Source organism: Streptosporangium sp. NPDC023615 (assembly GCF_040640155.1).
Classification (GTDB): Bacteria; Actinomycetota; Actinomycetes; order Streptosporangiales; family Streptosporangiaceae; genus Streptosporangium.
Genome location: NZ_JBFABE010000074.1, coordinates 14,347 through 39,980, shown reverse-complemented (window position 1 = coordinate 39,980; position 25,634 = coordinate 14,347). Strand labels below are relative to the sequence as shown.

Below are 25,634 nucleotides of genomic sequence, written 5' to 3'. Positions count from 1 at the left end.
CCTTCACCCGTCTCGACGCGTTGCCGACGACCGCCAACGGCAAGCTCGACCGGCGAGCTCTGCCTGTCCCCGACCTGGGCAACACCGTCGGGCGGGCTCCGCGGACCCGGGCCGAGCGTGTTCTGGCCGAGGTGTTCGGCGAGGTCCTCCAGGTGCCGTCGGTGACGGTCGACGACGACTTCTTCCGCCTCGGGGGGCACTCGCTGCTGGCCACCCGCGCCATCACCCGCGCCAACGCGCGCCTGAATGCCTCCTTCACCCTCCGCAACCTCTTCGACCACCCCACCATCGCCCGACTCGCCGCACTGCCGCAGGCATCGCCGACGGCCGCCTCTTCCGTCCTGCGCTTCACCGAGGTCGCCCGGCCCGAGGTGCTCCCCGCCTCCTACGGGCAGCAGGCGCTCTGGGTCACGGAGCAGGTCTCCGGGGAGAGCGTCTATCGCGCCGGTGACGCGTTCCGGTTCCGCGGCCGGGCCGACGCCGCCGCCCTGGAGCGGGCGATCGGCCGCCTGGTCGAACGCCACGAGGTGCTGCGCACGACGTTCGCGTTCGACGGCTCCGGCGCGCTGACCCAGGTCGTGCACCCGGCGCCGGGCACCGGCCTGCTGAACGTGGAGCAGGTCCCGCCGGCGACGGTACGGGACCGCATGGCGGCCCTTCTCGACGAGCCCGTCGACATCACCTCCGCGTACGGGATGCGGTTCACGCTGTTGCGGACCGGCGAGGCCGACATCCTCGCGGTGCACGGTCACCACATCGTCACCGACGAGCAGTCCAGCGCGCCGATGCTGCGGGACCTGGACGCTTTCTACACCGAGGAGACCGGTGGTGAGCGGGCCGAACTCGCCCCGCTCGCCGGGCAGTACGCGGACTTCGCGGTGTGGCAGCGGCAGGTTCTCGGCGAGCGCGACGACCCGGGCTCCCTGTTCTCCGCCGAGCTGGCCCACTGGCGGGAGACGCTCGACGGCCTGCCGGCCGAGACACCGCTGCCCCTCGATCACGCGCGAGCCGACGGCGGGGCCAGGACGGTCCGCTCGGTGTCGGTCGAGCTCGCCGCAGAGGAGGTCGGCGACCTGCTCGACCTGCTGGCGGAGCGCGCGGCCACGCCGTTGCACGCGCTCGTCGGGGCGCTCGCGCTCGCCCTCTGGGCCGAGGGAGCGGGACCGGCGGTCCCGGTGGGCACTCCGGTGGACCTTCGCGACGATCCGGAGCTCGACGACCTGATCGGGTACTTCGTGAACACGGCCGTCGTCCGGGCGGACATCGCGGAGGACCGCGGTTTCGAACAGACCCTGCGCTCCGTCCGCGATCGCGCGATCGAGGCCGGCGAGCACAAGCTGGTGCCGTTCGAGAGCGTCGTGGAGGCGGTCAACCCGCCGCGCCTGCCGGGGGTGAGCCCGCTCTTCCAGGTGATGGCCGCCTTCTTCGACCTCGACGACGAGTCGAACGCCGTCGCGGGCCGGCATCTCGTGCCCTACGCGCCCGGCGAGGCCGCGTACACCGAACTCGACGACGACAACGCCCCGCCCGCGCTGTTCGACCTGGTCTTCGCCCTCGCCAGGGAGGCCGGGGGCGGGTACCGCCTTCACCTCGACGCCGCCCGCGAGCTGATGTCGGCCGAGACCACGCGGCGCCTGCTGGCGACCGCGCGCCTCTTCCTGGTGCTCGGCGGCCGTCATCCGGCCCTCCCGGTGGTCCAGCTCGCGGAGCTGGTGCGGCTCGCCCGCGACGGTGCGGACACCGCGCCCGCCGGGGACACCGCGCCCGCCGGGGACCTCGCGCGGGCCGGGGACACCGCGCCGGCCTACCGCTACGCGATCCCGCGTTTCGACATCGCCGACGCGCCGCTGTGGCGGGCCGCCGCCGAGCACCTGTCGCTCGCGTCGCCCGGCGCCGGGTCGCTGGCCGTCGGCATCGACGACGACGGGCGTGGCCGGCTCATCACCTCGGGCCCGAATCCCGAGGTGCTGGACGCGCTGGCCCCGCTGGCCGCCCGCCTGGTCGAGGCGTACCGGGACGGCGTCGTCCTCACGGTCGTGCCGCCGGAGCGGGCCGGCGCGCCCGCTCTCGACGGTGACGCCCTGCGCAAGGCGATCGAGGACCCGTTCTGGGACGACCACGTCGACGCCCTCGCCGACGCCGAGCCCTGGCGGCCGTCCACCGGGCGGCCGTCCTCCGGGGAGACGTCACGCACGACCGGAACCGCCGCCGCCATGGCGCCGGTGCGTTCCGGGACGCCGGCCGCCGTCCGCGCCCGCCTCGCGGCCGCGGTGGTGCGGGCGCTCGGCGTCACGGACGATCTCGTGATCGAGTTCGAGGAGCCGGGACCGGCCGGATCGGTGCGACGCCTCCCGGCCGTCGTCACGGGCGACCTCTGCGACCGCGTCGTGGCCGGTGACGAGGTGACACCGGAGCTGGAGGCGGCGCTGTCCTGGGACGCCCGGCGCGCCGACGAGTACGCGGCCCTGCTGCGCGACACCACCCTGAACCGCTTCCTCGACGACGTCCCCGAGCCCGGTGTGCGGGTCGGCCTGTTCCGTACGGACGCCGAAGGCGCCGGCCGGGGCGCACCCCTGTCCGTCACGGTGCTCGTCGGGGCAGGCGGCCGGGTGTCGGTGCTCACGGAGGTGGCGCCCGGGATCGGGATCGACGCGCGGCGGCTCGCCGAGACGGTCCTCGACGACCTCGCGACCCGGGGGGTGGTCGCCGGGGACGCCGGGACCGACCGGCCCACGCTGCGCCGCGCCGACCGGCTGCCGCTGACGGCGGCCGAGGCCGGCCAGGTACGCGCGCGGTACGGCGCCGACGCCGAGCTGATGCCGCTGTCACCGCTGCAGAGCGGGCTGCTGTACCACATGGTCCGCTCCCGGGAGACCGGCGACCACAACGCGTACGTCTCGCAGGTCACCCGGGACCTGTCCGGCGACGTCGATCCGGACCGGATGGGCGCGGCGGTGTCCGCGGTGCTGCGGCGCCACCCCAACCTCCGCGCCGGTTTCGTCGTGCTGGGCGCGGGCGAGGTGCAGGTCGTGCCGGCCCGCACGCCGCTGCCCTACCGGGTCGTCACGCGGGCCGAGTGGCAGGCGGGGGCGGGCGACCCGGCGGCCTTCCTGGCCGCGGAGCGGGAGGCGCCGTTCGACCACGAGCGGCCGCCGCTGCTGCGGTTCGTGCTGCTGGAGCGCGCCCCGTCGGCGTGGACGCTCGCGATGACCTTCGAGCACATCCTGATGGACGGCTGGTCGCTGAACCTGGTCATGGCCGAGGTGCTGGCGGCCTACCAGGACCCGGACCGGGTGGACCGCGTCGAGGCCGTGCCGTTCCGGGACTACCTGGACTGGCTGGCCGACCGTGACACCGAGGCCACCCACAGGGCCTGGCGGGACTACCTCGCCGACCTGGCCGGCCCGTCGATCGTCTGGCCGGCCGGGGGAGACCTCGGCGACAGCCGCGTCGAGACCGACGACCTGCACCGCGATCTCGACCCGGCCGACGCGGCGCGCGTCTTCGCGGCCGCCCGGACCGCCGGCAGCACGGTCGGCACCCTGCTCCAGGCGGCCTGGGCCGTCACGCTGGGCCGGCTCACCGGCAGCGGCGACGTGGTGTTCGGCAACACCGTCTCGGGACGCCCGCCCGAGCTCGCCGGCGCCGAGCGGATCGTGGGCCTGCTGTTCAACACGCTGCCGCTGCGGGTCACGCTCGACCCGTTCGAGACGGTCGGCGACCTGCTGTCGCGGATGCGGGCCGGCCAGGCGACCGTGATCGACCACGCCCACGCCTCGCTCAGCCGGATCCAGGACGACGCGGGCCTGGGCACCCTGTTCGACACCCTGTTCGTGGTCCAGAACTTCCCCTACGAGGTGGGCGGCGACACCGAGGCCGACACGAAGGTGACCGGCGGCGGCCTGAACGACGCGACCCACTATCCGCTGACGTTCGCGGTCAACCCGTGGGAGGACGCGGGCACACCGGCCGTGCACGTGCGGCTCTCGTTCCGCCTCGACGCCTACGGGCGGGCCGCCGCCGAGGAGGTCCTGGAGCGCTACCTGCTGGTGCTGCGCTTCCTCACCGGGCATCTCGCCGAGCCCGTCGGCCGTGTTCCCGCGCTGCTTCCCCACGAGTCGGGCCCGCCCGGCGGCGCCGGCGTGGCGCGCCCCGTCGAGGAGGCGACGGTCGGCGACCTGCTGGCGCGCCGGGTCTCGCTCTCGCCGGGCGAGACGGCGCTGGTCGCCGGCGACCGCCGCTACACCTTCGGCGAGTTCTCCGCGGAGGTGAACCGGTACGCCCGGATGCTGCTGGACCGGGGGGTGCGGCCCGAGCACCGGGTCGCCCTGCTGCTGCCGCGCGACGAGCGGATGGTGATCGCGATGTTCGCCGTGTTCGCCGTCGGCGCGGCGTACGTGCCGGTCGACGCCGAGCACCCCGACGACCGGATCGGCCACATGCTGTCGGTCGCCCGGCCGACGGTCACGCTGGTCACCGACCGGGACGCCCACCGTCTCGGCGACGGGCCCGGCCTGATCGTCAACCTGGGCGCCCCCGGCGTACGGGACGGGATCGCCCGGTTCGGCACCGGCGCGATCACCGTGGCCGAGCGCGGCGGCCCGGTCTCGCTCGACAACCTCGCCTACATCATCTTCACCTCCGGCTCGACCGGACGCCCGAAGGGTGTGGCGGTCGGGTACCGGGGGCTGACGAACATGTACGCCAACCACGTGGAGGAGATCTTCGACCGGGTCGTCGCGCACCAGGGCGGCCGGCGGATGAGGATCGCGCACACCACGTCGTTCTCCTTCGACGCCTCCTGGGAGCAGCTGTTCTGGCTGCTCAACGGGCACGAGGTGCACGTGATCGACGAGGAGTTGCGCCGCGAGCCGGCCGCCCTGCTCGCCTACTACGACGAGGCGCGCATCGACGGTTTCGACGTCACCCCCTCCTACGGTCAGCTGCTCGTCGACGACGGCCTGCTCGAGCGTGACCGGCCGGCGGGCCGGTCGGTGTCGGCCGACGCGCCCGGCGTGGTGTTCGTGTCGCTGGGCGGGGAGGCGGTGCCGGAACGGCTGTGGCAGCAGCTGCGCGACGCGCCGGGCGTGGAGTCCTACAACCTGTACGGGCCCACCGAGTACACGATCAACGCGCTCGGCGCCGACCTGGCCGACAGCCCCACCTCGAGCGTGGGCAGGCCGATCTTCAACACCCGCGCCTACATCCTCGACGAGAACCTGCAGCCGACGTTGAGGGGCGTCGCCGGTGAGCTGTACCTGGCCGGTGACGGCATCGCCCGGGGCTACTGGGAGCAGGGGGCGCTGACCGCCGAGCGGTTCACCGCCTGCCCCTGGGAGCCCGGGGAGCGGATGTACCGCACCGGCGACCTCGCGCGCTGGACCCCGGAGGGGAACATCGACTTCCTGGGCCGGGCCGACGACCAGGTGAAGATCCGCGGCTACCGGATCGAGCCGGGCGAGGTGGCGGACGTGCTGGCGGCCGACCCGCGGGTGGCCCGCGCGGCCGTGATCGCCCGCAGGGACGCGTCCGGGACGGTGCAGCTGTACGGCTACCTGGTGCCCGCCGACGGCGACCCCGCCGGTGCCGACCTCGACGCCGTCCGCGCCCGCGTCCGCGGGCTGCTGCCCGACTACATGGTCCCGGCGGGCCTGGCCGCGGTCGCGGACATCCCGCTGACCGTGAACGGGAAGATCGACGCCCGCGCCCTGCCGGAGATCGAGACCGCCGGCGCGGAGTACGTCGCGCCGCGCACCGCCACCGAGGCGCTGATCGCGGACGCGGTCGCCGAGCTCCTCGGTGTCGCACGGGTCTCCACGTCGGCGAACTTCTTCGAGATCGGCGGCAACTCCCTGCTCGCGATGCGCCTGGTGGCGCGGGTGAACGCCGCGGGCGACCACACCCTGCTCGTCAAGCAGGTCTTCGCCCACCAGACGGTCGCGGAGCTCGCCCGGAGCGTGGACGCCCGGGCGGCGTCGTCCGGTCCGACCCTGCACGACGCGGTGGTGCTGCCGCTGCGCGAGGGAACCGGCGGCCCGGCCCTGTTCTGCTTCCACGAGTACACCGGGCTGGCCACGATGTACCGGCGGCTCCTCGGCCTGCTGCCGGCCGACTGGGACGTGTACGGCCTCCAGGACCCGGTACACGGCATGATGGGGGTGGACTTCGCGGACCTCGGCGACCTCTTCCGCGCCTACGCCGACGTGGTCGTCCAGACGCGGCCCACCGGGCCGTACCGGCTGCTCGGCTGGTCCTGGGGCGGGCACCTGGCGTTCGGCGTCGCCCAGGAGCTGATCGCGCGCGGCCATCGGGTGAGCGGCCTCGGGATCGTCGACGCCATCCCGGTCGCCGAGGGCCCGCTGCACGAGGAGGTCGGCGTCGTCGGGGTGAAGATGGCGGAACTGCTGGCCGACGTCTCCCTGCAGGACCGCGTCGCCGACCGGCTGCAGGAGAACGAGGGCCCCGATCGCGGCGAGCGCATCTTCGGCGGGCTCAGCGCCGCCCAGCGGCGCGCGGTCGCCGTCGCCGCCGCCCGCACCGACTCGCTGCTGGCCACGCCGACGGACGGCGTGCTCGACGTGCCGGCGCTGCTGGTCGCGGCCACCGAGGACGCCGAGCACGAGGACTACCCCGAGCGGCTCGCCGCCATGTGGTCGCCGTTCCTGCCGAGGCTGCGGACGGTGCCGGTCGCCGCCGGGCACCTGGAGGTCATCGTCGAGGACGAGCACGCGCAGCGGTGGGTGCCCGAACTCGTGGAACTGCTCGACCGAGGAGAAGAGGACGAATGAGGATCACCGACGACCAGGCCATCGCCGACATCGCCGATCTGCTCTACCTGGAGCCCGGCGATCTCGACCACGAGGCCGACCTGCGCGACCAGGGCATGGACTCCGTACGGGTGATGGAGCTCGTGGAGACCTGGCGGGGCGCCGGGGTGACGGGGATCGACTACATCATGCTCGCCGAGGACCAGCGCGTGACGCACTGGCTCACCGTGCTGCGCGGCCTCCAGGACACCTGACCGGGACGCCGGCCGGCGGGGTCACCGCCGGCCGGTCTCCCAGGCCGTCCAGAGACCGGCGTACCGGCCGTCCGCGGCGACCAGGTCGTCATGGGCGCCGGTCTCCACCGGGCGCCCGTCCTCCAGTACGAGGATCCGGTCCGCGGCGCGGGCCTGGGAGAGCCGGTGGGCGATGACGAGGGCGGCCCGGCCCGCCGTCACGGTGGCCGCCGCCCGGTCGAGCAGGGCGGTGTCGGCCGAGTCCGCCTCGGCGGTGGCCTCGTCCAGGATGACCAGGAGCGGGTCGGCGAGCGCCAGCCGCGCCAGGGCGAGGTGCTGCGCCTGCGCGGCCGTGACGGCGTGCCCGCCGTCGCCCACCTCGGTGTCGAGGCCGTCGGGCAGCGACTCGACGATGTGGTCGGCGCCGACCCGCTTCAGCGCCATGACCACCTGGTCGTCGGTGGCCTCCGGCGCGGCGAGGGTGAGATTGTCGCGCACGGTGCCGGAGAACACGTGCGTCTCCTGGGTGACGGTGACGATCCGCCGTGGATCGATCCGCCGGACGACGTCGCCCGCCGTGGGGTGGTGCACGCCGGCGACCAGGGCGGCCAGGGTGGACTTGCCGGATCCGGTGGGGCCGACCACGGCGAGCGTCGTCCCGTGCTCGATCCGGGTGTCGACCCCGGAGAGCACCGGCCGGTCCGGCCGGTACGCGAAATGCACGCCGGTCAGCTCGACGGCCGGGCCGGTTCCCGTCCCGGTGCCGCTCTCCGCGCCGTCCGCGTCGTCGGTGGCGTCCGCGCGGGCGGTGACGACGCCGATGATGCGTCCGAGCGAGGCGAGGGCCGACTGGAGCTCGTCCATCAGGAACAGCAGTTCCGCGATGGGGGCGATGGTGCGCAGGTACAGCAGGGCCGCGGCGGTGACCTCGCCGGTCGTCGTCGCGCCGGTGAGGGCGAGCCGGACACCGATGCCGAGCACGGTGAGCAGCCCGAGGAGTTCGGCGACGTTGAGCTGGCCGAACAGCCGGTTCTGGACGATCCGGGTGCGCATCGCCCACCTGACGGTCAGCCAGGCCGCCTCCTTGATCCGGGCGAGCTGACGGTGTTCGAGCCGGTGCGCCGTCACCGTCGGCAGCTGGGTCAGGGTGCCGAGGATGTCGTGACCCCGGGCGGACTCCGAGGCACGCTCGGCGACGTAGACGCCCGGGGCCGTGCGCAGGTACCACCGTACGGTGAGGGCGTACAGCGGGACGGTGAGGGCGAAACCCATCAGGAACCAGGGGTCGAGCACGGCCAGGGCGCCCGTGACCAGGGTCATGGTCAGGATCGATACGGTCAGTCGCGGCAGCACGTCGGGCAGCGTGCCGGAGACCTGCGCGATGTCGTCGGAGGCGCGGGTGACGACGTCGCCGGTGCCGGCGGCCTCGATCGTGGCCCGCGGCAGGTTCAGCGCCGCCCCGACGTAGCGTTCCCGCAGCTCGGCGACGACCGTCTCGGCCAGATGGGCCAGGGCGCGGACGGCGACCCAGGTCACCGCCCCGGCGGCCACCGAGGTAGCGGCGAGCAGCGCGAGCTGCCACCAGAACGACCCCGGCACGCCGGCTCCGCCGGAGGTCTGCACGGTGTCGACCAGGTCTCCGATCACCAGCGGGAAGACGAGCGCGAGGCCCGCCTCGACCAGGAAGAGCGCCACGATGCCGCACAACGCCAGGCGGCGGCCGGCGAGCATCCGCCAGACGCAGGTCGCGACCGTGCGGCCCGAGGCGACCGGCAGCGTCCCGCGCGCGTCCGCGGCGACCGGCCCGGACACCGCCCCGGACACCGCCCCGGACACCGCCCCGGACACCGCTCCGGACATCGGGTCGGACACCGCCCCGGACACCGCCCCGGACATCGGGTCGGACATCGGCTCAGACATCGATCCTCGTTTCCCGTCCGACGGTGACGACCCTGTCGGCGACCGCGCGGAAGGCCGGCGCCGAGGTCAGCACGAGGGTGGTCCGCCCGGTCCGGTGAGCCCGGACGGCGGTGGCGATCGCGTGCTCGGTGACCGCGTCCACCGAGGTGGTGGGCTCGTCGAGCACCAGCAGCTCGGGGTCGGCGGCGACCGCGCGGGCCAGGGCGACGCGCTGACGCTGCCCGCCGGAAAGCTGCCATCCGCCGTAGCCCACGGCCGTGTCGTACCCGTCGGGCAGTTCCGCGGCGGCCAGCGCCGCCACCTCCAGGGCCGCCCGCGCGGCGTCGGCCGGGACCGGCTCGTCCCCGGTGGCGCGGACGTTGTCCAGCACCGTCCCGGGCAGGAGCGCCGGGGTGTGCGGGGCGACGAGCGCCCGCTCGCGCCAGCGGGCCGAGGAGTGCTCCGCGGGTGGCAGGCCGGCGAAGGTGATCTCTCCGGCGGTAGGCGCGGCCCGCAGCGTCAGCAGGTCGCCGAGCCCTCCGCGGGCGGCGTGGGGCAGGTCGAGGACGACGAACTCGCCCGGATCGACCCGCCCGTCCAGGACCACGCCGTCGGTCAGGGCGAGACGCCGGAACTCCAGGGCCGGTGGCGCCTCGGCGCGGCCGGGCGCGGCGGCCCCCGGGACGGTCCCGGGAACGGTCCCCGGGACGGTCGTCCTGCGGGGGGAGGACAGCAGGTCGAGCACGCGTTCGGCGGAGGCCTGCGACATGGCCCAGATCGGTCCCTGTACGGAGATCAGCGCGTCGAGCGGGCCGATCAGGGTGATGGCGATCGACGAGACCATGACCACCTGCCCCACGGTGATCTGCCCGCCGAAGGCCAGCAGCGCGGCCGCGACGGTGACCCCGGCGGCGAACAGGTTGCCGATCGCGGCGCTGGCGCCGTCGAACGCCGCCTCCACCGACCGGGCCGCCAGGCTCGCCCGCAGCGCGTCCCGGCTGACCTTGCGGTACCGGCCGGTGGCGGTGCGCTGGGCGTGCAGGCCCTGGACGACCCGGAAGCCGGCGACGAGGTCGGCGGCCTCGGCGGCGGCGTCGGCGAGGCCGGCCTGCTCGTCCTTGCTGCGCCGGCGGAGCGGGTAGGCGGCCAGGTGCATCAGTCCCAGCACGACGGGCAGGACCAGGACGACCCCGATGCCCAGGGCGGGATGCACCCAGAACAGCACACCCGCCGCGGCCAGCAGCCCGATCAGCTCGCCGGGCGGGTAGACCATGACGTAGATCGACTGGCACGCCTGGAAGGTGTCGGACGTCGTCAGCGACAGCAGGCGGCCCGGCGGGTGCGCGGCCGCGCCCAGGTCGCGCTCGTCGAGCACCCGTCTCAGGGTGTGCTGGGACAGCTCGAACTGCGCGCGCTGCACCCCGTACCACCCGAGGCGCCCGCCGAAGCGGAAGCCGAGGTTCATCAGCGCGTACAGGCCGATGATCACGCCCGTCCAGCCGGCCAGCGGCCAGGCGATCTCCCGGGCGCTCGCGCCCGTGGCCGCCGGGGCCACGACGTCGTCGATCAGCGTGCCGACCGCGACGGGCAGCAGCACGCTCGTGACGTTGAACAGTGTCCGCAGGCAGGCGCCCGCCAGGACGTACCTCCAGGCCGAGGCGATGATCGCCCGGGTCAGGCGGGCCGGCGACCAGGCCGGGTCGATGCGCAGCCGCGGTTCGTCGTCGGGAACGGCGGGGGCCTCGAACCGGCCCCACCTGCGGTCCGCGGGCGCGTCAGTTGTCATCGATGTCGGCGTCGTGGTGGTCGAAGCCGCCCACGCCGCGCCTCCAGTACCCGTCGACGACGACCTGGTCCTTGGTCAGGCCGAGCTCGTTGCGCAGGTAGCGCCGGATCGGCTTGACCGACTCCGTCTCCCCGGCCGCGAACGCGAACAGGGTGCCCGCCTCCGCCGGGGGCCGCCACGCGCGCACCGCGGTCTCCAGGGCGCTGAGGTGTCCCTCGCCCACCGGGGCGGAGTCGCGGTGGATCCAGCGCAGGTCGATCTCGGCCTCGCCGGTCAGCTTCTGCTCCTCACCGGCGTCGGGGATCTCGATCATGGCCGTGACGTGGGCCTCGGCGGGCGCCTCGGCGATGATCCGCGCGATGGCCGGCAGGGCGGTCTCGTCGCCCAGGGCCAGGTAGTGCGGGTAGTTCTCCGGGAGCAGCCAGTTCGAGCTCGGGCCGTTGACCACCAGCGGGTCGCCGGCCTCGGCCCGGCTCGCCCACCGGCTGGCGAAGCCGTGGCCGTGCAGGACGAAGTCGAGCGACAGCTCGCGCGCCTCGGGGTCCCAGGCCCGCACGGTGTAGTCGCGGTGGATCGGGTCGCCGGTGCCGCCCTCGTTGGGCCAGCTGCCGTCGGGCTGCTCCCGCGGCGCCACCAGCTCGCCGGTGTCGGGGTGGGGGAAGAACACCCGGACGTGGTCGGGGGCGAAGCGCGCGATCGGGAACCCGTCGGCGAGGTCGTCGCCCACGAGCACGATGCGCCGGTAGCGCGGCGTGATGTCCTCGGCGCGCGCCACCCGCAGGTCGCGGCGGACGAGCCGGTCCATGTAGTTGAACTGGAGTTCGCCGGTCCGGTTCGGGCCGGTGAACCTGGGGAGGTTGTCGCGATTCATCGGGTGCTCTCCTGTCGGCGCGGTGATGACGGTTCGTGGTCGGTGCCGGTGTCGTGCGGTTCCACCGGGTGGACCGCCGCCTTGCGGGGGTCCAGGGGGATGACGCTGGGGGTGCCGGTGACCGGGTCGGGCACCACGAGCGCCCGCAGCCCGAACACGGCCTCGACGAGCTCGGCGGTGATGACGTCGCGCGGCGCCCCGGCGGTGACGATCCGCCCGTCGCGCATGACGATCAGGTGGTCGGCGTAGCGGGCGGCCTGGTTGAGGTCGTGCAGCACGCAGACGACGGTCTTGCCCTGGTCGTGGAAGGTGCGGAACAGTTCCATCAGCTCGTACTGGTGGGCGATGTCCAGGAACGTGGTGGGCTCGTCGAGGAGCATGATCGGGGTGTCCTGGGCCAGCAGCATCGCCACCCACACCCGCTGCCGCTGCCCTCCCGAGAGCTCGTCCACCAGCCGCCCCGACAGCTCGGTCAGGCGGGTGGCCGCCAGTGCCGCCACCACGGCGTCCTCGTCGGACGGGCGCCACTGGTGGATCAGGTTCTGGTACGGCGACCGGCCCCGGGCCACCAGATCGGCCACCCGGATGCCCTCCGGGGCGAGCGACGTCTGGGGCAGCAGCCCGAGCCGGCGGGCGACCTCCTTGGACTTGTAGGAGCCGATCGCCTTGCCGTCGAGCAGCACCGTCCCGCTGCGGGGGACGAGCACCCGGGCGAGCGCCCGCAGCAGGGTGGACTTGCCGCAGCCGTTGGGGCCGATGATCGCGGTGAACGACCCGTCAGGGATCGCCACGGACAGCCGGTCGGAGATGGTGCGCTTGTCGTAGCCGATGGTGGCGTCGTCGACGACGACGCGGGGAAGACCGGCCGCGGGGTCCGCCGTTCCGGGGGAGTCCTTCATCTCGTCCTTCGCGGGGTTCGCGGGGCTCACAGGGTGAGCCCGTACCGTTGGTGGGTCTCGCGGATCAGCAGCCAGATCAGGTAGCCGCCGCCCAGGCACACCGTGATCAGCCCGACCGGCACCGGCCGGTAGGCCTGGGCGACGAGCAGGGAGAGCAGGTGGGCGCCGGCCAGCAGGGTCGCTCCCATCCCGGCCGAGGCCACCAGGCTCACCCCGGCCGAGCGGGTCAGCCGGCGGGCGAGCTGGGGGGCGGCCAGGGCGATGAAGCCGATCGGGCCGGCGGCGGCGGTGACCACCGCGACCGTCGCGACGCCCGTCACGATCAGCCCCAGCCGGGCCGGTCCCGGGCGGGTGCCCAGGGTGACGGCGGCGTCGTCGCCGAGTTCCAGGCGCCGCATCGCGGGGCTGAGCAGGGCCGCCGAGACGACGATCGCCGCCGCGACCGCCATGGCCGGGACCAGCGGGGGCCAGGAGACGCGGGCGATGGAGCCGGCGCCCCAGAACCCCACGGTCATCGCGTCCTCGATCTCGGCGCGGGAGACGAGGTAGGAGTTCACCGAGCCGAGCAGCGCCGAGACGCCGATGCCGACGATGATCAGCCGGAAGCCCTGGACGCCGCGCCGGTTGGCCAGGACGTAGACCACGAACGCGGTCGCCATCCCGCCGGCGATCGCCGCGAAGGCGATCCACCAGTAGCTGCCCGTCCCGATCACCAGGATGGCGACCACGACCGCGGTGTACGACCCGGCGTCGAACCCGATCACGTCGGGGGAGCCGAGGGGGTTGCGGGTCAGCGACTGGAAGATCGCCCCGCCGATGCCGAGCAGCGCCCCGAACACGACGGCGGCGATCGCGATCGGCAGCCGCCACGTGACCACGATGGTCCGCTCGAAGCCCCGCTCGCCGCCGGTGAGCGCCCCGAACACCTGCTGGATGGTGAGCGGGTAGTCGCCGTGGGTGAGGGCGACGACGGTCAGGCCCACGGCGCTCAGGAACAGCGCGGCCGAGACCGTCAGCAGCCGGACGCTCACCCGGCCGGAGAACGAACGGTGCCGCAGGGTCCGGGTGCGGTACCCGAACGCGACGCCCTCCCTGTTCACAGGCCGCTCGCGATCCGACGCCGCACCAGCGCGATCAGCACCGGCGCCCCGATCACCGCGGTCACGATACCCACCTCGATCTCTCCGGGGCGGGCGACCACCCGCCCGACGACGTCCGCGGCCAGCACCAGGACCGGGGCGGCCAGGGCCGAGTACAGGATGATCCACCGCTGGTCCGGGCCGGTGAACCAGCGGACGACGTGCGGCACCATCAGCCCGACGAACCCGATCCCGCCGGTCAGCGCGGTCGCGCCACCGGCCAGCAGGGTGACCGCGAGGACCCCCAGGACCCGGGCCCGCCCCACCCTGGTGCCCAGCGAGGCCGCCAGGTCGTCACCGAGCGCGATGGAGTTCAGCGACCCGGCGAGCAGGATCGCGATCGCCAGGCCGGCCAGGAGGAACGGCAGCACGGCGAGGGTCTCGTCCGGGCCGGTGCGCGCGATCGAGCCGAGCCCCCAGCTGCGCAGCGCCCGGAACGTGTCCTCGTCGATCAACGTCAGGAACGTGGCGAACCCGCCGAGCACCGCGCTCAGCGCCACCCCCGCCAGCACGAGCGTCACCGGCGACGCCGGCCCCCGCCCGGCGGAGCCGATCAGGTAGACGAGGACCGTCGCCGCCGCCGCGCCGAGGAAGGCGAACCAGACGTAGCCGTCGATGCTGGACAGGCCGAAGAACCCGACCCCGATGGTGACGGCGAATCCGGCGCCGGCGTTGACGCCCAGGATGCCGGGGTCGGCCAGCGGGTTGCGGGTCAGCGCCTGGATGAGCGCGCCCGCCACCCCGAACGCCGAGCCGACGAGGACGCCGAGCAGGGTCCGGGGCAGCCGGACGGTCCAGACGATGTTGGACGCCTCGGTCCCGTCCCGTTCCCACAGCGCTCCCCACGCCCTCACGGGCGACATCGGGTTGGCGCCGAAGGAGACGCTGAACAGCCCGGCGACCGCGAGGGCCACCAGGATGACCAGCAGCCCCGCCGCGCGGCGGCGATACAGCGACGGCCGGGACGCGGCGTCCTCGGCGTTCTCAGCGCCGGCGGCCGCCGCGGGCGGCCCGTACATGGAGGTTGACGGCACGGACTTCTCTTTCAGGTAGCGGTCGGACGCCGGGACCGGGACCGCGGCGCGGCCCCGGTCCCGGCCCCCCGCGGTCCGGTCAGGACAGCTTGGCGCCGGCCAGCCACTGCTCGGCGACCACCTTGACGGCCCAGGGCAGGCTGGTCGCGCTGGCGCCGGCCCGCAGCACCCAGGTCGCGTTCTCCACCTGCGTGCCGGCGGCGTTGACGAGCTTGGTCGGCTCGTCCTCCACCAGGGTGAGCGCGACGTAACGCTTCTCGCTCACGGCCTTGACGGACGTGAAGAGGGGCTTGGCCTCGCGGGCCTTGCGGACCGCCTCGCTGACGTAGACGACCACCAGCACGTCGGCGTCCAGCAGGCCCTGGTTCTCGTCGGAGACCACGTCCTCGTCGACGAACCTCTTCGCGTTGGGGTTCGCCGTGAAACCGAGGTCGACCATGACCTTCTCGGTGAAGGTGCCGGCCACCGTGTAGTAGGACAGGCCGTACTGGGGGCCGTAGTCGTTGGCGATGGTGATGGTCTTGCCGGCGAACTCCGGGTGGGCCTTGGCGACGTCGGTGAGCGCCTGCTCGGCCGACGTGACCACCTTGTCGGCGGCGGCGGCGAGGTCGACGGTCTTACCGACCAGGCGCTGGAGGTCCTGCCAGGGGATCTCGCCCTCCTTCTCGGTGTCGAGCACCGGCGCGATGTCGGCCAGTTTCTTGAAGTCGGGCTTCTCCCAGACCGCTCCGACGGCGACGATCAGGTCGGGCTTCAGCGCGGCGATGCCCTCGAAGTTGATCGGGTCCTTCCGGGTGGCGGTGTCCACCTTCTCGATCTTCTCCGTCCAGGCCTTGTCGCGCCAGGCGTAGGAGTCCTCGCTGAGGGTGTAGACCGGGGTCACGTCGAGCGCCTGGAGCGCGTCCATGTTGGGGGACGTGCCGATGACGGCGATCCGCTCGGGGCGCTTCTGGAGGACCGACTCTCCCGCCCAGGTCTTCAGCGTCAGCGGGTACGTCGTGGTGCCCTCGGCCGCCGGGAGCAGGCCCACCGGCTCGCTGCTCGCCGGGCCGGCCGAGTCGGCCGGCCCGGCCGAGCCGGTCGGCTCGCTCCTGGCGGCGCCGTCGGTCGCGGCGCAGCCGGTGAGCGCGAGGAGCGCCGCCAGCGCGATGGCGGGGGACAGGTGCCACCGCCTGCCGCGGCGGAATATGGAGCTGTTCATGGGGGCCTCTCAGTGATCCGGCTACGCCGTCTGGTTGTGTGTACGCGGCATGCGCCCGGAATAAGGTTAGGCGAACCTAACTTACTGCTGTGCACTGATTTCGACAGACGTCACGCAGAATGCGACAGAACCGAACCCGAGGCTGGTGCAAATGTCTCAGCGCACGTACGGCGACGCGGCCGCGCCCTGGCGCATCTGGATGCCCGCGGTCACCATCCCCGAGCAGTACGAGGACCACCTGCACGTCCTGCTGTGGCAGGTGTGCGGGGACACCGACCTCGTCGTCGACGGCAGTGGTCGCACGCTGACGGACGGGCACGCGCTGTGGATCCCGGTCGGCGTGCGGCACGAGTTCACGGTCCGGGCCAACTCGGTGACGATGCCGCTGTTCTTCGAGGCCGCCGACACCGCCACCACGCTGACCGAACCCACCCTGGTCACCGTCGACCGGGATCTGCAGACGCTCATGCTGGCGTATACGGTGTCGTGGAACACGATCATCAAACCCGCGCCGAACCTGGCCCGGCAGATCCTCGCCCTGATCGAGGAGAGCCCGGTGCTGTCCGCCGTGCTGCCGATGCCGGCCAGCGAACCGGCACGGGCCATCGCCGAGGCGCTGCGCTTCAACCCCGGCGACATCCGTGGCGTGGAGAGACTCGCGGAATCGGTGCACACCTCCGTGCGCACCGTCGAGCGGATGTTCCAGAACGAGACCGGCATGACGCTGCGGCAGTGGCGGATCCGCAACCGGATGGAGGCGGCCGCCATCCTGCTGCGCTCGAACGCGGCCCTCGACGCGGTCGCGCACCGGGTCGGCTACACGAACGCGAACGCCTTCCGCCGCGTGTTCAAGAGCCATTTCGGCATCTCGCCGACCGAGTACCTCGATCGCTACCGGGCTCAGCGGTGAGCGCTCCCGGGCGCGACCGGCCCCGCGGCGCCTCTCGTCAGCTCGCCGACGAGCTGCCGCAGGGAGTCGGCGCCGAGCTTGGCGACGTCGGTCGCCGGCCGTTCCCGGTATCCGGGGTTGAAGATCTCGAGCGAGAGCGGTCCGCGGTAGCCGGACGCGACCGCCGCCGCGACCGGGGCCAGCACGTCGAACTCCCCCTCTCCCGGGAAGCACCGGTGGCCGCGGCTCCACATGACGACGTCCATCGACAGCCACGGCGCGTCGGCCACCTGGAGGAAACCCACGGAGTCACGCGGCAGCCCTGCCAGCACCGACACGTCCTCTCCCGCGGCGTTCAGGTGGAAGGTGTCCACCACCAGGGCGACGTTCGGGTGATCCGCGTACCGGACGGTCTCCCAGGCGTCGGCGACCCGGCTGATGTGGGTGCCCCAGGCCAGGGCCTCGAACATCACCGTCATCCCGTGCTCCACGGCCGCGTCCCCCAGGGCGGCCAGCTGGCTCGCCGACAGGTCACGGCTGCCGTCGGCGTCCGCGTCGGTGTTGGACACCACCAGGATCGAGGGGGCGCCGAGCCCGCGCATCACCTCGAGCTCCCGCCGGAAGCGGGCCAGGACCTCACGGAACTCGTCCCCCCCAACCCCTTCCGCGCGCCGGAACGGCTGGTAGAGGTCGATGGTGAGGCCCAGGTCGGCGCAGCGGCGAGCGCACTCCTGCGGCGTCATGCCGGACCTTCGGAGGTCGTCGTCGAGCAGTTCCAGACCGTCGAACCCCGCCGCCCCGATCGCATCGATCTTCTCGATGAGACTTCCGCCGATCGACACGGTCGCCATGCACAACTTCATCGTTTCTCAGCCTCACTTGTCATGAAAAGGGCAGTTCCGCGAGCGCACGCCGACGGGGGCGCACCCGGGACGGGCCGAGCGCCGAGCCGGGGGGCGTGCGGGTCGCCGTGCGCCGGACGGGCCGGAAGCGCGGGTCCAGTCGGTCGGGAGAGGGGCGACGGAAACGCCCCATGCCTCGCCCGGAGAGGCGAGAGCGGGACCGGACCGGCCGAGGATGCTCAAGCGCATTCCCATCGTCGGACTGGACACAGCCTTTTAGGTAAAGCTTTCCTTAATTAGGTAAGCCTTGCCTATCTTGTGATGTTCCTGTCCCGCCGTCAAGGCCTGACAACCCGTGTGTCCGGCCGGTTACGGAGACGCGAAAGCCTCCGCTGAGCGACTCCCGCACGTGTCCGGGGGGTCCCGCCGGAGGGGGTGAGACGAAACTCACCGCGAGGTCGCGCCCGCCCCCTCGCGCGGCACCGCGCGGCACCGCGCGGCTGACCGCGGCGTCACCGCCACACGAACGCTATATGCACTTGACCGTATATACATGGTCATGTATGTTCGGGTCATGTCCGACAGAGTGCAGCGGCGGTTGACGGTGATCTCGGAGCCGAACCGGTTCCAGATCGTCGAGTTGCTCAGGGACGGCCCACGGTCGGTGGGCGCCATCGTCGACGCGCTGGGCCTGGCCCAGCCGCACGTGTCCCGGCATCTGCGTCTGCTCGCCGAGGCAGGTGTGGTCGAGGCGACGAAACAGGCTCAGCAGCGCATCTACCGGCTGCGTCCCGAGGCCATGCGTGAACTGAGCGACTGGACGCGAGGCTTCGCCGCCCTGTGGTCGGCGCGGATGGATCGCCTCGGCTTCTTCCTCGCCGCCGACGACCACCGACCCGACGAAACGAAAGAGTGAAAGGCGTGAACATGTCCGCGGGCAGCATGGACGGCATCACGATCGACGAGTCGAACAACACCATCCGCGTCACCCGCGCCTACGCCGCCGGCGTCGATCGTGCCTGGTGGGCGTGGACCGACGCCGAGGCGATCAGTCGCTGGTGGGGCCCGGAGGGCTGGGTGGCGACCGTGTACGAGATGGACGTGCACCCCGGCGGCCGCTGGCGGTTCCAGCTCGCGCCGAAGGACGGATCGGCCGCTCCGGTACGCACCGTCGCCACGTACACGGAGGTCGTCGCCCGCGCCGAACTGGCCTACGACGACACGTTCGCCGACGAGGCGTGGCAGTCCGACGGCACCGGCGTGTTCCCGACCACGGTCACCTTCACCTCCACCGGCACCGGCTGCACCGGCTGCACCGTCGACGTCGTGGCGAGCTTTCCCGACGGGCCGGCGCTGCGACGGGCGGTGGAGCTTCAGATGGCCGAAGGGTACGCCGAGGCTCTCGACCGTCTCGGCCGCCTGCTGGACGAACCGCGGAACCGTCACGCCGACGCATCATCACCCCAAGGAGCCAAGATCATGTCCGACCTTCCCGCCGTCACCTCCGCCGACGGCACCACGATCGCGTACGAGAAGATCGGTTCGGGTCCCGCGATCATCGTGGTCAGCAACGTCGCCGAGGATCACACCGGGGTCGCGGGCATCGCGAAGGCGCTGTCCGAGGACTTCACCGTGATCAGCTTCGACCGCCGGGGCCGGGGTGCCAGTGGTGACCCGCAGCCCTACGATCCGGCGCGAGAGATCGACGACATCGCCGCCCTGATCGACATCGCCGGTGGCTCCGCGGCCCTGACCAGCGGGTCCGGCGGATGCGGACTCGTCCTCGACGCGGCCACCGCCCTGCCCGGCAAGGTGACCGGACTGTACCTCTACGAGCCGCCGTTCATCGTCTCCGACTCCCGGCCCCCGGCCCCCGCCGACTACGTCGAGCACCAGGAGGCGCTGGTCGCCGCGGGCAGGCGCGACGAGGCCGTCGAGTACTTCATGACCGAGATGATCCGCCTCCCGGCCGAATACCTCGCCATGATGAAGCAGGACCCCTCCTGGAACACCATGGTCGAGTACGCCCACACCTACGCCTACGACGGCCGGATCCTCCGCGGGCTGCAGGACGGCAAGCCGCTCCCCGCCGACCGCTGGAGCATCGACGCGCCGGTCGCGGTGGCCGTCGGCGGCAACGGGGAGGACTTCATCCGCGAGGGCGCCCACGCGCTGGCCGCCGTCCTGCCGAACGTCACCGTGCTGACCCTTCCCGACCACGACCACTCCGCGTTCTGGACGGCACCCGAGGCGGTCGCCCGGCAGGTACGTGGCTTCCTGCTCGGCTCCTCCTGACGCTCCCCAGCCCCCCGGCGTGCGTCCGATCCGGCCGCCGGGCCCCGATCACGTCCACGGTGGAGGGAGGGATCCGCGGTCCCCGCGTCTCACGGGAGACGGGATCCCTCCGTGATCTGCCGGAGCACGGACGTGTAGTCCTGGAAGGCGCCGCGCCCCTCGTCGGTCAGCGCCAGCCAGGTCCGGGGGCGTTTGCCGACGAAGCCTTTCGTCACCCGCACGTAGCCGGCCTTCTCCAGCGTGCTGACGTGCTTGGACAGCAGCGAGTCGCTGATCTCGACCGTGTCCCTCAGGAAGCCGAACTCGACCGTTTCCACCGCCGCGAGCATGGCCATGATGGACAACCGCACCGGGGCGTGAATGATCTCGTCGAGCGCGTGCCGTGGATGACTCACCGGTGCTCGGCGGAGCGGAACACGCGCACCGCGCCGTACAGCAGGGGGGCGCTCGCGATCAGCGCGACCAGTACGCCGGCCGCCGTGCGCGGGGGGCCCGGCTCCTGCGGGTGCAGGAACATGTTGTACAGCGCCCCGATCACGGTCGTCCCCACGAACGCGTAGGCGACGGGGAGCGAGAGCCGGAAGTGCGACCGGCCGTAGACCCGCTGCCGCGAGCCGTGGAGGAGTCCGGCCACGACGACGACGCCGAGGAGCAGACCGGTGTACGGCGTGACCGTCGCCGGGCCGAGCAGCGTGGCCAGCCAGTAGCCGGTGGTCGCGAGCCACATCCCCAGGAAGAAGTACGCGCCCCGGCGGCTGGACCTCCGTGCGGCGTCCCGCGCGCGGTCCACCTCGCGGAGGGCGGCCTCTGCCGACAGGTCGTCACGTTCCATCATCTTTCCTCCCGCTCATACTTGTGACTTTTAGGAGAATACTTAACCACCGTTCAAGTGTCCAGGGTGCCCCGCTCGACCCGCGTGAAGGAAATCCCGTCCTCGGCGCCGTGATCGCGGTGCCGTGACGCGCCGGCACCGCGTGCGCGGCCGCCGGCGTCCCCGGACCACCGCCTGCTGAGGCGGCGGTCCGGGGACGCCGGCCCGGGCGGAGGACCGCTACGGGCACCCCGGCTCAGACGGCGAAGAGCAGGGCGGCGCTGACGAGCACGGTCACGGCGGTGGCGAAGTGGACGCCGAAGGCCGTCGCCTTGGTGCCCCCGTGACGCAGGACGACGACGGTGTCGCCCAGGGGGTTGAGGGCGGCGACCAGCATGAACCATCCGGCGGCGTGGGCACCCGCGAAGGCCAGCAGCGCGAGGCCGAGGACGCCGTAGCCGAGGTCGCGCAGCCCCTTGACGGTCAGGTACGCGGCGTCCCCGTCCGGCTTGGCCGGAACGCCGTAGCCGGCGGCCGCGGCGCGGGGCGCCAGCAGGAACCGCGCGCCTATGAGGACGATGAGGAGGTTGAGCAGGACGGCCAGGCCGTACGCGATGGAGGTGAGCATTGTCTTCTTCCTGGTGAGAGACGAGTTCGAGGCCGGGAGGCGGTTCAGCCGCGGACGCGCCGCATGCGGCGGGCGTGGCGGGGCCGGCCGAGGGCGTGCCAGATCATCCGGACCGGCCGGGGGAGACCGGCGAGGATCATGGCCCGTTCGCCGGCGTCGGCGTCCTCGAGCACGAGGCCGAAGAGCGTGAACAGCGTGAGCTTGGGGGTGTTGGCCACCAGGTGCTCGCCCAGGGCCCCCCACTCCCGGGCCGACAGGTGCCGCGCCGCGAGCGGGAGGAGGTCGGCCTCCTCGTCGTCGAGGTGTTCGTCGAGCACCGTCCGGTGCTCGACGAGCGCGGCCACGAGGACGTCGCGTTCGCCGGCTCCGGCGGTCGCCTCCCAGGCGGCCACGGCGGCGTCGAGCCGGCCGAGGGTGGCGGCGATCCGCTCGTGCTGGACCTCCATGCGGAGCACGACCTCGGCGTCCAGATCGACCCGGGCGAGCAGGAGCGGCCAGAGGAGCTCGTCCTCGCCGCCGTGATGGTTGTGCAGTCCCAGCCGGTAGTCGCGGAAGTGGCCGGCGAGCACCCGGGCGCGGGCGGTGTCGCCCGGGGTGACCGCCGCGACGAGTTCGGGGAGCAGCCGGGCCTCGCGGCGGAGGGCGCGGTGGACGACCACCATCTCGTGGGTGTCGACGGTCTCGTGGTCGATGGCGGTCATGGGGCCTGCCTTTCGTCGGTTCCTGGTGCTGCGAACAGACTCCGCCGGGGGTCTTGGAGGTCGTTTGGAGTCGTCATGGAACCGGGCGGCCCCGGGCGGGCGGCTACGATGTGCGGCGTCATGGTCTTGATCAGGGTGCTCGGCTCCTTCGCGGCGGAGACCGGCGGCGTCGCGCTCCCCCTCGGGGGGCCACGGCAGCGCGGGGTCCTCGCCCTGCTGGTGGCCGCGCGCGGGCAGGTCGTGTCGATCGACCGGCTGGTCGACGATCTGTGGCGCGGCGAACCCCCCGCCAGGGCCGTGACCTCCCTGCAGGCGTACGTGTCCAACCTGCGGCGGCTGCTGGAGCCCGGACGGCCGCCGCGGGCTCCCGCCCGGCTCCTGGTCAGCGCGCCCCCCGGGTACGCGTTGCGCCTCCCGCCGGAAGCGGTGGACGCCTGGCGCTTCGAGGATCTGCTGAACCAGGCCCGCGCGGTCACGGCCGGCGACCCGGTGGCCGCCAGGGTCCTGCTGGCCGAGGCGCTGGGGCTGTGGCAGGGGCCGGCGTTCGCCGAGGTGGCCGACGAGCCGTGGGCCGCCGACGAGACGGCTCGCCTCGGCGAGCTGCGGCTGGCCGCGCGGGAACTTCACGTGGCGGCCGGCCTGTACGCGGGAGATGTCGCCACGGTGGTGCCCGAGGCCGGGCGGCTCACCCGCGACGAGCCGTTGCGGGAGGAGGGCTGGCGGCTGCACGCCCTGGCCCTGTGGGGCAGCGGGCGGCAGGCCGACGCGTTGGCGGCGCTCCGCCGCGCGCGGGAGATCTTCGCGACGGACCTCGGTCTCGATCCCGGCCCGGAGCTGGCCGCGCTCGAAGAGGCGATCCTCGCGCAGCGCGTGGAGGTGCTGCGCGCTTCGGTGCCGATGCCGGTGCCGATGCCGGTGCCGGTGCCGGTGCCGGGGCCGGGGCCGGGGCCGGGGGAGCGGCCGTCGGTTCTGCCGCGCGAGGCCGCGCCGGTCCGGCCGTCGCCGGCCGCGACCGCGGTGCCGCCGCGCGACCCGGCGCGGGACGCGGTCCCGGGCGCGCCCGCGCCCGGGGCGGAGCCGTTCGTCGGGCGTGACGCCGAGCTGTCGGCGTTGGTCGCGACCGCGGCGGCGGCCGGTACGGCGGGGCCTCGGGTCGCGTTGGTGACGGGGGAGGCGGGGCTGGGGAAGTCCGCGCTGCTGGGGCGGCTGACCGAGCGCCTGGAGCGGGACGGCTGGCTCGTCGCCACCGGTCGCTGCCCCGACGCCGAAAGCGCCCCACCGGCGTGGGCCTGGGCGGAGGTGTCGCGCGGGGTGGCCGAAAGCGTACCCCCGTCCGGGGAACTCGCCACCGACCTCGCACCGCTGCTGACCGACGCGGCGGGTACGGGCGGTGGCGACGCCACCGAGGGACGGTTCCGCCTCCACCGGGCGGTGTGGTCCTGGCTCGCGGCGGTGGCTCGGGAGCGTCCGCTGGCCGTCGTCCTCGACGACCTCCACTGGGCCGACGCCCAGACCCTCGCGATGCTGAGCGGTGTCACCGGGGTGCGTGCCCCGGTTCTCCTCGTGGCCGCCTACCGCCCCGACGAGGTCGGCGGGCGGCTCACCGAGGCCCTCGCCGTCCTCGCCCGGTCCGCGCCGCTGCGGCTTCCCTTGGCGGGACTGCCCGAGCCGGCCGTGGCGGAGCTCGTCCGCGGGGTGTGCGCCACCGACGACGCGACCGTGACCGCGCTGGCCGAGCGGACCGGAGGCAATCCCTTCTACGTGCGCGAGAGCGCCCGGCTGCTGAGCAGCGAGGGCGCCCTGGTGGCGCTGTCCGACGTGCCCGAGGGGGTGCGGGACGTGCTGCGGCGCCGGTTCGCCCGGCTTCCCGAGCCGGCGGTCGCCGTGCTGCGGCTGGCGGCCGTCGCCGGACGGGAGGCGGAGGTGGACGTGCTCGTGGGCGCCGCCGACACCGACGAGGACGGCGTGCTGGCCGCGCTCGAAGCCGGTCTCATCGCCGGGCTGCTGATCGAACCCGCTCCGGGCCGGGTCAGGTTCGTTCACGCGCTCGTCCGGGACACGCTCGTCGCCGATGTGAGCCGGCTGCGGGCCACCCGGATGCACGGGCGGATCGCCGCCGCCCTGGACCGCGCCGGCGCCGGCGACGATCCGGCCGGGCTCGCGGCGCTGGCTCATCACCACGGCCGGGCGGCGTCGGCGGCGACCGCGGCCAAGGCCGTGCGGTACGGCGTGCGGGCCGCCGAGTCGGCCGAGGCCCGCTACGCCCATGACGTGGCCGTCGCGCTGCTCACCGACGCGGTGGCGAGCTTCGACCGGATCCCCCCCGATGACCGCGATCCGGGCGAGCGTGTCGACCTGCTCGGCAGGCTGCTCCGGGCCCAGGTGCGGGCCGGCGCGGTCGCGGCCGCCCGGGAGACCCGGCGGCGAGCCGTGGAGTTCGCCGAGTCGGTCCACCGCGACGACCTGATGATCGCCGCGTTCACGGCGTGGACCGAGCCGACCCCGTGGCAGCCCCGCCCGTACGGTGTCGTGGACCGGCCCGTCGTGGTGCGGCTGAGCCGCCTGCTCGCGCGGCCCGGCCTCGAACCGGCGGATCGGTGCCGGTTGCTGGTGGCCTACACCCACGAGCTGATCGGCGAGGCCGATCCGACGGCGCGGGCCGCCGCCGAGGAGGCTCTCGCCCTCTCCGCCGCCCTCGGCGACCCCCGTCTGAGGGCGTCCGCGATCGCGGCCCTGGCCCGCGACCAGAACGACCTGGAACTGCCCGGGCGGGCCGAACTGTGCCGGGAGCTCACCGAGATCGGCATCGAGCACGACCTGCCCGCGTACCGCGTGATCGGGCTCATCGTGCAGGCCAACGCGGCCGCCGCGACGAACGACGTGCCGGCGCTGCGCCGGCTGATCGGCGAGACGCTGGAGCCGGCCCGCGCCTACCGGATGGCCGAGGTGGTCGGTGTCTGCGAGTGCGCGCTGGCGATGTTCGCGCACATCGAGGGGAGGTTCGACGAAGCGGAGCGGCTCTACACCGAGACGGCCGGGCGGATGGCCCGGCACGGCTCACTGCACGCCACCGGCTATCTCCAGCTCGCGCTGGCCGCCGTCCAGGCGTCACGCGGACGCGTCGCCGAGTCCGTCCCCGCCGCCCGGGCGCTGCTCGACGAGCACGGCCCGTTCGCCGCCGATCTGCTCGCCGCGGCGCTGGCGGCCGCCGGCCGGACCGAGGAGGCCCGGCGGGCCCGCGAGCGGGCCGTGGCGATCCGCCCCGACTTCTTCTTCGCGCTCTTCGCGACGTTCCGGGCGATGGCCGTGGTGGCGCTCGGCGAACGGGACGCCGCGGCGGAGCTGTACGCGACCCTGCTGCCCCACCGGGACGGCCCGCCCGCCGGAGCCACGAGCCTGTCGCTGGCCCTGCGCCCGGTCGCGCACGCGCTCGGCGAGCTGGCCCTGCTGCTGGGCCGCGACGAGGAGGCGGCCGGCCACTTCACCCGGTCGGCCGCCGTCGCCGAGCTGTGGGGTGCGGCGCACTGGGCCGCCGAGGCGCGTGAGGCCCTGGCGGCGCTCCAGAGCCGCCCCGCGCGGCCGCCTCACCGGTAGGACCTGTTTCGCCGACGTACGGCGGTGTGTCGCGATCGCTCCAGC

The 25,634-nt window shown here is 73.7% G+C and carries 18 protein-coding genes; 6 read left to right on the top strand and 12 right to left on the bottom strand.

The genetic code is table 11. The features are described from left to right. Positions 1–20 precede the first annotated feature (20 nt). Both AB0G16_RS33160 and AB0G16_RS33155 read left to right on the top strand, forming a co-directional pair. Complete coding sequence (locus AB0G16_RS33160; protein ID WP_362814040.1) at positions 21–6,788, top strand: amino acid adenylation domain-containing protein; 6,768 nt, start codon at positions 21–23, stop codon at positions 6,786–6,788. Next, complete coding sequence (locus AB0G16_RS33155) at positions 6,785–7,021, top strand: phosphopantetheine-binding protein (protein WP_362814038.1); 237 nt, start codon at positions 6,785–6,787, stop codon at positions 7,019–7,021. Before AB0G16_RS33160 ends, AB0G16_RS33155 begins: the two co-directional genes overlap by 4 nt. Positions 7,022–7,042: 21 nt before the next feature. On the opposite strand, the gene AB0G16_RS33150 is transcribed toward AB0G16_RS33155, so the two are convergent. From AB0G16_RS33150 to AB0G16_RS33120, 7 genes are all read right to left on the bottom strand, one after another. Then, a complete protein-coding gene (locus tag AB0G16_RS33150) occupies positions 7,043–8,920 on the bottom strand; it encodes an ABC transporter ATP-binding protein (RefSeq protein WP_362814036.1) in 1,878 nt (625 codons plus the stop codon). Beyond that, positions 8,913–10,685, bottom strand: coding sequence for an ABC transporter ATP-binding protein (locus AB0G16_RS33145; RefSeq protein ID WP_362814034.1), 1,773 nt, complete (start codon positions 10,683–10,685; stop codon positions 8,913–8,915). Before AB0G16_RS33145 ends, AB0G16_RS33150 begins: the two co-directional genes overlap by 8 nt. Continuing rightward, positions 10,675–11,556: a siderophore-interacting protein gene (locus AB0G16_RS33140; protein ID WP_362814032.1), complete on the bottom strand. Its 882-nt coding sequence runs from the start codon at positions 11,554–11,556 to the stop codon at positions 10,675–10,677. Before AB0G16_RS33140 ends, AB0G16_RS33145 begins: the two co-directional genes overlap by 11 nt. After that, positions 11,553–12,455: an ABC transporter ATP-binding protein gene (locus AB0G16_RS33135; RefSeq protein WP_362814030.1), complete on the bottom strand. Its 903-nt coding sequence runs from the start codon at positions 12,453–12,455 to the stop codon at positions 11,553–11,555. Before AB0G16_RS33135 ends, AB0G16_RS33140 begins: the two co-directional genes overlap by 4 nt. Before the next feature lie 26 nt (positions 12,456–12,481). Then, positions 12,482–13,555, bottom strand: a complete 1,074-nt coding sequence (locus AB0G16_RS33130; protein WP_362814028.1) for an iron chelate uptake ABC transporter family permease subunit — start codon at positions 13,553–13,555, stop codon at positions 12,482–12,484. Beyond that, positions 13,552–14,628 (bottom strand): iron chelate uptake ABC transporter family permease subunit, encoded by a 1,077-nt coding sequence (locus AB0G16_RS33125; RefSeq protein WP_362814026.1) that lies wholly within the window; start codon positions 14,626–14,628, stop codon positions 13,552–13,554. Before AB0G16_RS33125 ends, AB0G16_RS33130 begins: the two co-directional genes overlap by 4 nt. Before the next feature lie 79 nt (positions 14,629–14,707). After that, positions 14,708–15,829: an ABC transporter substrate-binding protein gene (locus AB0G16_RS33120; RefSeq protein ID WP_362814024.1), complete on the bottom strand. Its 1,122-nt coding sequence runs from the start codon at positions 15,827–15,829 to the stop codon at positions 14,708–14,710. Between the two features lie 151 nt (positions 15,830–15,980). On the opposite strand from AB0G16_RS33120, the gene AB0G16_RS33115 reads away from it, so the two are divergent. Next, positions 15,981–16,739, top strand: a complete 759-nt coding sequence (locus tag AB0G16_RS33115) for an AraC family transcriptional regulator (protein ID WP_362814023.1) — start codon at positions 15,981–15,983, stop codon at positions 16,737–16,739. Here AB0G16_RS33115 and AB0G16_RS33110 read toward each other — a convergent pair. Continuing rightward, complete coding sequence (locus tag AB0G16_RS33110; protein WP_362814021.1) at positions 16,730–17,569, bottom strand: sugar phosphate isomerase/epimerase family protein; 840 nt, start codon at positions 17,567–17,569, stop codon at positions 16,730–16,732. The two genes, AB0G16_RS33115 and AB0G16_RS33110, sit on opposite strands and share 10 nt — an antisense overlap. A 565-nt stretch (positions 17,570–18,134) precedes the next feature. On the opposite strand from AB0G16_RS33110, the gene AB0G16_RS33105 reads away from it, so the two are divergent. Next, the gene (locus tag AB0G16_RS33105; protein WP_362814019.1) at positions 18,135–18,476 is read left to right on the top strand and encodes a metalloregulator ArsR/SmtB family transcription factor; all 342 of its coding nucleotides are present in this window, start codon (positions 18,135–18,137) and stop codon (positions 18,474–18,476) included. Positions 18,477–18,487: 11 nt separating this feature from the next. After that, a complete protein-coding gene (locus tag AB0G16_RS33100; protein WP_362814017.1) occupies positions 18,488–19,855 on the top strand; it encodes an alpha/beta fold hydrolase in 1,368 nt (455 codons plus the stop codon). Positions 19,856–19,944: 89 nt separating this feature from the next. Here AB0G16_RS33100 and AB0G16_RS33095 read toward each other — a convergent pair whose 3' ends face one another. The 4 genes from AB0G16_RS33095 to AB0G16_RS33080 form a co-directional block, all read right to left on the bottom strand. Then, positions 19,945–20,250: a transcriptional regulator gene (locus tag AB0G16_RS33095; protein WP_362814015.1), complete on the bottom strand. Its 306-nt coding sequence runs from the start codon at positions 20,248–20,250 to the stop codon at positions 19,945–19,947. Next, positions 20,247–20,690: a hypothetical protein gene (locus AB0G16_RS33090; protein WP_362814013.1), complete on the bottom strand. Its 444-nt coding sequence runs from the start codon at positions 20,688–20,690 to the stop codon at positions 20,247–20,249. Before AB0G16_RS33090 ends, AB0G16_RS33095 begins: the two co-directional genes overlap by 4 nt. Positions 20,691–20,922: 232 nt before the next feature. Continuing rightward, complete coding sequence (locus AB0G16_RS33085) at positions 20,923–21,294, bottom strand: DUF4267 domain-containing protein (protein WP_362814011.1); 372 nt, start codon at positions 21,292–21,294, stop codon at positions 20,923–20,925. A 44-nt stretch (positions 21,295–21,338) separates the two neighbouring features. Beyond that, positions 21,339–21,995, bottom strand: coding sequence for a hemerythrin domain-containing protein (locus AB0G16_RS33080; RefSeq protein ID WP_362814009.1), 657 nt, complete (start codon positions 21,993–21,995; stop codon positions 21,339–21,341). Positions 21,996–22,115: 120 nt separating this feature from the next. Between AB0G16_RS33080 and AB0G16_RS33075 the strand changes: the two genes are divergently transcribed. Beyond that, the gene (locus AB0G16_RS33075; protein ID WP_362814007.1) at positions 22,116–25,589 is read left to right on the top strand and encodes a BTAD domain-containing putative transcriptional regulator; all 3,474 of its coding nucleotides are present in this window, start codon (positions 22,116–22,118) and stop codon (positions 25,587–25,589) included. The last annotated feature ends 45 nt before the right edge of the window (positions 25,590–25,634 follow it).

Coding starts and splice junctions, on each gene's coding strand:
- AB0G16_RS33145 (WP_362814034.1), bottom strand. CDS start 10,685: ATGACAACTGACGCGCCCGCGGACCGCAGGTGGGGCCGGTTCGAGGCC.
- AB0G16_RS33085 (WP_362814011.1), bottom strand. CDS start 21,294: ATGCTCACCTCCATCGCGTACGGCCTGGCCGTCCTGCTCAACCTCCTC.
- AB0G16_RS33105 (WP_362814019.1), top strand. CDS start 18,135: ATGTCCGACAGAGTGCAGCGGCGGTTGACGGTGATCTCGGAGCCGAAC.
- AB0G16_RS33090 (WP_362814013.1), bottom strand. CDS start 20,690: ATGATGGAACGTGACGACCTGTCGGCAGAGGCCGCCCTCCGCGAGGTG.
- AB0G16_RS33080 (WP_362814009.1), bottom strand. CDS start 21,995: ATGACCGCCATCGACCACGAGACCGTCGACACCCACGAGATGGTGGTC.
- AB0G16_RS33155 (WP_362814038.1), top strand. CDS start 6,785: ATGAGGATCACCGACGACCAGGCCATCGCCGACATCGCCGATCTGCTC.
- AB0G16_RS33140 (WP_362814032.1), bottom strand. CDS start 11,556: ATGAATCGCGACAACCTCCCCAGGTTCACCGGCCCGAACCGGACCGGC.
- AB0G16_RS33100 (WP_362814017.1), top strand. CDS start 18,488: ATGTCCGCGGGCAGCATGGACGGCATCACGATCGACGAGTCGAACAAC.
- AB0G16_RS33135 (WP_362814030.1), bottom strand. CDS start 12,455: ATGAAGGACTCCCCCGGAACGGCGGACCCCGCGGCCGGTCTTCCCCGC.
- AB0G16_RS33120 (WP_362814024.1), bottom strand. CDS start 15,829: ATGAACAGCTCCATATTCCGCCGCGGCAGGCGGTGGCACCTGTCCCCC.
- AB0G16_RS33115 (WP_362814023.1), top strand. CDS start 15,981: ATGTCTCAGCGCACGTACGGCGACGCGGCCGCGCCCTGGCGCATCTGG.
- AB0G16_RS33150 (WP_362814036.1), bottom strand. CDS start 8,920: ATGTCTGAGCCGATGTCCGACCCGATGTCCGGGGCGGTGTCCGGGGCG.
- AB0G16_RS33110 (WP_362814021.1), bottom strand. CDS start 17,569: ATGGCGACCGTGTCGATCGGCGGAAGTCTCATCGAGAAGATCGATGCG.
- AB0G16_RS33075 (WP_362814007.1), top strand. CDS start 22,116: ATGGTCTTGATCAGGGTGCTCGGCTCCTTCGCGGCGGAGACCGGCGGC.